Raw genomic sequence first — 5,071 nt, forward strand, 5'->3', positions numbered from 1 at the left:
AGGTTCAACCTGCGGTATGAAAGACCGCTCGACAGCGTGATGCGGCACGGCCCGTCAACGCGAACGAATCGCCGCGCCGCGGGCGGCAACAATGCCGCCGCGGCGAATACGTTCAGGGCCACCTGCCGGTGAGCGGCGACAACCGTGGCAATGCGGATTGATCGCGAGCGGTTATCATCGCAGGGTTCGCGGCGCGCGGCCGATGGGTCGGCGCGGATTCTTCGATCAAATTCTAGGAGCATTTATGCCGGAACAGGGACTGGCCACGATTGATACCACGGTGCAACAGACCAACCGTTGGCTCGGCGCGATCATGGCGGAAATGGGCACCGACGATAAGCAGTTCGCCTTCCAGGCGCTGCGTTCCGTACTGACCACGCTGCGCGATCGCCTGCCGATCGATCTGGCGGCCAATCTCGGTGCACAGCTGCCGCTGCTGATCCGCGGCGTCTATTACGACGGCTACGTGCCGGCGGATACGCCCACCAAGTATCGTCGTGCGGCCGAGTGGAATGCGGCGGTGGCCGCTGCGGGCGACAATCTCGAGGGCGAGGACGTCGAGCGGGCATCGCGTGCGGTACTCACTGTGCTGGAGTGCGAACTCGACAGCGGCCTGGTGACCAAGGTGGCACAGGAGCTGCCCGACGAGGTGCGTTCGGTGGTATCGCTGTAGGCGACGCTTTTAGCGGAGCACCGCAGCGCCGGCTCGGGCCTGCGGTGGATGGCCGAGTGCGGCGAGTCGAATCGCTGTTTGACTGTGGCAAAGTAGCGCCAGATCGCCACCAGCCGAGAGAGGGTTCGATGCCCGTTCAAGCCACGCCACACGTGCTCTATGGCGCGCCGCATTCGCTCTATACGGGCAAGGCGCGCTGCTATCTGCGCAATCAGGGCATCGCTTATATCGAGCGTCCCACATCGCATCCGGATTTCGCGGCTCGTATCGCGCCGGCGATCGGGCGTTCGATCATTCCGGTACTGGAGACGCCACAGGGCGATATCATCCAGGACAGTATCGATATCATCGATCATTGCGAGCGGGCCGGTACGCGATGGCCGGCCTATCCCGGTACGCCCCTGCAGCACGTAGTGGCCGTGATCATCGAATATTTCGGCGGCCAGGCGATGCTCAAGCATGCCATGCACTATCGCTGGTCCTATCTGGCCGAGCAGCGGGATTTCCTCTGGCATGCGTTCGTGAGCGGTTCCGGCGAGGCCGTGGCCGAGAAGGTGATGGGGCGGATGCATTCCTATCTGCCCATGCTCGGGGTCACCGATCGAACCATGCCCTTGATCGAGCGCTCGTTCGAGACCCTGCTGGATACGCTAGACGCCCATTTCGCGGTCATGCCCTATCTGCTCGGTTGGCGGCCGTCGATCGCGGATTACGGCTTGATCGCGCCTCTGTTCGCCCATCTGGGCCGCGATCCGGTGCCGGCCCAGATCATGAAAACACGCGCGCCACGGGTGTTTCGCTGGGTCGAGCGCATGAACGCGCCGGGCCTGGACCGGGTCGAGTACCCCGAACAGGAAGCGGTGCTGGTTGCCGACGATGCGATTCCGCCATCGCTGGAACCGTTTCTGGCCTATGTCGCCGAAGAGATCTTCCCCGAGCTCGACGACAAGCTCGCCTTCATCGACGACTGGATTGCAGAGCACAAACCGGGCGACGGCACGCCGGTGACCGACAAGCCGCATCGGCGCCAGCTCGGCACGGTGGCCACGCGTTATCGCGGCGCGCCCATCGACGTGGGCGTGGAGCCGTATCTGCTCTACGTGCTGCAGCGCGCCGCCGATACCATGGCCATCGTCAACGACGCCGCGTTGCAGCGCGTTCGGATGCGGCTCGAACAGCTCGGGCTGGCGCGGGCGGTACCCTCAGGGCGTGGTTATCGCGTGGCGCGGGAACACAATATCGAAGTCTGGCGCTACGGCTGATCCGCGGGTTTGCACAGATCGGTGGCGGCCAGGGCCTGATGGATTTCGCCCTGGTGGAATTGCGCGCATAGCGGTGCGGCTTCGCGACGGGCCTCGGCGGACTGCCCCTGCAAGGCCAGACTCAGGGCGATGAACATGCGTACCTCGGGCTCGAAAGCATCGAGAAAGTCGTCGGCATGGGCCCGGTAGGCGGCCAGCGCGTCGCGAAACGCACGCTCGGCGTCGACATAGCGCTCGTCGATCAGCAGCCGCCGGCCCAGCGTGTAGTGGCCACGTGGATCCTCGGGATAGGCAGCGACGAGATTGGCTGCCTCGTTGGCGGACAGATCCGACCATCGATCCGGAATCGCATCGGCCGGGATGTACTCGACCACGTCGGCATAGCGCGGATAGTTCTTGGCCACCGCGGTGGCCGACCCGGCAAGCAAAAGCAGCGCCGCGCCGGCCACGAGCGCGGCCAGCGCCTGACCGGGCGGGGTCGCGCCATGACGGCGCCAGATCGCGCGCAGCAAAATGCCGATCAGCGCGCCGGCCAGCGCGCCGCCGAAGTGGGCGGCATAGTCGGTCGCGCCGCCGATAGCGTGGCTGGTCGCGCTCGGAATGAGCGACGGAATCAGCATGAACATCAGCCGCATCTGGACCTGCAGACGTTCGGCGTTGTCCACCAGCCGGAAACTGCAGATCAGGCCGGCCGCGAGCAGCGCCATGATGGCCCCCGAGGCGCCTACCGCGACCATGCCCGGCGGGCCCAGGTACAGCGATAGCGCGGCGCCGGATGCACCGCCCAGCGCGAAGGTGGCCGCAAACCATGCCGAACCCATCAGTCGCTCGGCCGAGAAACCGGCCAGCAACAAGGCGACGAGATTGAACAGCAGATGCAGCAGGCCGCCATGCAGCATGATGGCACTGGCCAGGCGATACCACTCGCCGTTGCCGAACACGGCGGCGGGGTTCAGCCCGCCCAGTGCGAACAGGGTCTGGGTATCGAAGCCGGGTACGCCGTTGCCCGGTGGAATGGCAAACAGGATCTGGAGGCCGTACACGGCGATGAGCGCAGCCGCTATCAAGAAGCTCAGCCAGGGCCAGCCCGGCGTGACCGCGCGCAGCCGCTGGCCGTCGGCATCGGGGCTGGCGGCCCGGCGCGGGCAGGCGAGCAAGCCCTTGAACCAGCGCCCCAGCCCCCAGCGCATCGGCGCCGGGGCATTGCTCCAGACCGAGGCGTTAGCGGTGTCGAGCGCCCAGGCGTTGAGCACGCCCTTGGAAAATATCGAGCGGCGTTTGTAGGCCGCCAGACGCTGGCGCGTTGGTGTGTCGACCGCGCCGGCACGCACCTCGATCACATGCAGCTGGACCGGCATTCTCGAAAAGCCCATTCGGCCGGCGTAGCCACGGCAGGCATCGATGGCGTCACGCGCCTGTTCGACGGATAACCCGAAGGCATGCGTGGCATCCGCCTCGCAGTCGACGATACAAATAGCGCTGAACTGCATGCCGTCGTGTCGGATCAACAGGTAATCGCAGGCGGCTCGCGCGGGCTCGAGTTCGGCCACCGTCAGGTCGTGCGAATAGCCTTTCTGGGCAACCAGCTGACGGGCGAGATAGGCAGCAAAGGGGCCCGTCTCCGGGGGCTGAGTCGTGTCGCAGTTGTGCACGGCGTTGTCCAAAGTCATCCAGTAGGTAGGGTGCCCGCGGCCAGCGTAGCTGGGGCCGGGCCGTGGGCGCACGCCGTTGTCCGCTGCCGAAACGGACTGCGTCCGGGTCAGCCCGCGGCCCGTTCGCGTAGTGTAGAGATATCAGCGATAGCCGTGCAGCCGGGCGGGGCTAGGGTCTGGCGCAGCGACGCCTGTGCGGGAAACCCCCAACGAATAACGATCGGTCGACGGCCAAGCCGCGGCAATCCGGCGCCATAGTCGATTTTCAGGGGCTCGCTTGCGTGGAACAAGCACACGCCGCTCGCGATGCCTTGTCTTGCCGCGGCTTGGCCGCCGATGCGCCGTCTTATCTTATGACGACACGCCCTAGCGGCTGCGCGCCTTGGCCAGCAGACGCAGAATTTCCAGGTACAGCCAGATCAGCGTCACCAGCAAACCAAAGGCGCCATACCACTCCATATAGGCCGGCGCGCCGCGCTCGACGCCGGTTTCGATGAAGTCGAAGTCGAGCACCAGATTGAGAGCGGCGATGATCACGACCAGCAGGCTGAAGCCGATACCCATCCAGCTGTTGTCGTGAATGAAGCCGATGGGCATGCCGAACAGGCGCATACCCAGATCGAAGAGATAGACCACGAAGATGCCGCCGGTGGCGGCGACCACGCCCAGCTTGAAATTCTCGGTCGCGCGGATCAGGCCCGAGCGATAGGCCATGAGCAGGGCGGCGAGGGTGGCAAACGTCAGGGTCGCCGCCTGCAGCGCGATGCCGGGGAACTCCATTTCCAGCAGCATGGAGAGCAGCCCGATCACCACGCCTTCGACGATGGCATACAAGGGCGCCAGAAACGGCGCCCAGTGTTTACGGAAGATGATGGCCAGCGCGATGACCAGCCCGCCGATCGAGGCACCCAGAATCCAGGGGCCGAGCGTGCCCATGGGCTGGTAGCTCGTCATCAGCATATCGAGGCCAACGCGCCAGCTCATGAAGGCGCTGGCGATGGTCAACAGCAGCAACAGCGCGGTTTTGTGGACCGTGCCGTTGAGCGTCATGCGCTCGCCGGTGCTCGGCAGCGCATCGAAGGTCTTTCGGGTCAGGGCCGGGTTGCCGGATGCCATGGGGCACTCCATTGATGGTCATGCGCGCGAAATGCGCGCCGGGACTGGGCGGACGATGAGGGTTCCCAGCGCTCGAGCCCTTGTCGCAGGTCGCCAAAGCGGGCTATGCAAGCGCGCCCGGCCGTGTTCGCGCCACATATTAATGTTTCGATGCGAGCACGTCCGCGATCGCTCGCACACGATTTGACCCGCGCGCAACTGCCTGGCGCGAAATGCATTGCTTGGAGCGACCTTCGGCGACCCTTAAGGAAGCTCTGCATAACCTCTCGCGGTTCGCGTTCGAGTCCTCACAGACGGTGCGGCAAGGCGTCCAAGCGCAGCGCCTGCCTCATTGGCAGGTCAAGCTCGGCAACGCAGTCGCGGCGTCT

General features: G+C 65.3%; 4 protein-coding genes. 2 read left to right on the plus strand and 2 right to left on the minus strand.

Annotated elements, in window-relative coordinates; translation table 11 throughout:
* Positions 1–244 precede the first annotated feature (244 nt).
* Complete coding sequence (locus ABNU97_RS17025; protein WP_348767859.1) at positions 245–673, plus strand: DUF2267 domain-containing protein; 429 nt, start codon at positions 245–247, stop codon at positions 671–673.
* 128 nt (positions 674–801) lie between these two features.
* Positions 802–1,935, plus strand: a complete 1,134-nt coding sequence (locus ABNU97_RS17030) for a glutathione S-transferase N-terminal domain-containing protein (RefSeq protein ID WP_348767860.1) — start codon at positions 802–804, stop codon at positions 1,933–1,935.
* On the opposite strand, the gene ABNU97_RS17035 is transcribed toward ABNU97_RS17030, so the two are convergent.
* Both ABNU97_RS17035 and ABNU97_RS17040 read right to left on the minus strand, forming a co-directional pair.
* Positions 1,926–3,599: a rhomboid family intramembrane serine protease gene (locus ABNU97_RS17035; protein WP_348767861.1), complete on the minus strand. Its 1,674-nt coding sequence runs from the start codon at positions 3,597–3,599 to the stop codon at positions 1,926–1,928. The genes ABNU97_RS17030 and ABNU97_RS17035 overlap by 10 nt on opposite strands.
* A 354-nt stretch (positions 3,600–3,953) precedes the next feature.
* Positions 3,954–4,703 carry a Bax inhibitor-1/YccA family protein gene (locus tag ABNU97_RS17040; RefSeq protein WP_348767862.1) on the minus strand — a complete coding sequence of 250 codons (750 nt, stop codon included), beginning with the start codon at positions 4,701–4,703 and terminating at the stop codon, positions 3,954–3,956.
* Positions 4,704–5,071 lie beyond the last annotated feature (368 nt).

It is taken from the genome of uncultured Salinisphaera sp. (assembly GCF_964012375.1).
Taxonomy (GTDB): Bacteria; Pseudomonadota; Gammaproteobacteria; order Nevskiales; family Salinisphaeraceae; genus Salinisphaera.

Coding starts and splice junctions, on each gene's coding strand:
- ABNU97_RS17025 (WP_348767859.1), top strand. CDS start 245: ATGCCGGAACAGGGACTGGCCACGATTGATACCACGGTGCAACAGACC.
- ABNU97_RS17030 (WP_348767860.1), top strand. CDS start 802: ATGCCCGTTCAAGCCACGCCACACGTGCTCTATGGCGCGCCGCATTCG.
- ABNU97_RS17040 (WP_348767862.1), bottom strand. CDS start 4,703: ATGGCATCCGGCAACCCGGCCCTGACCCGAAAGACCTTCGATGCGCTG.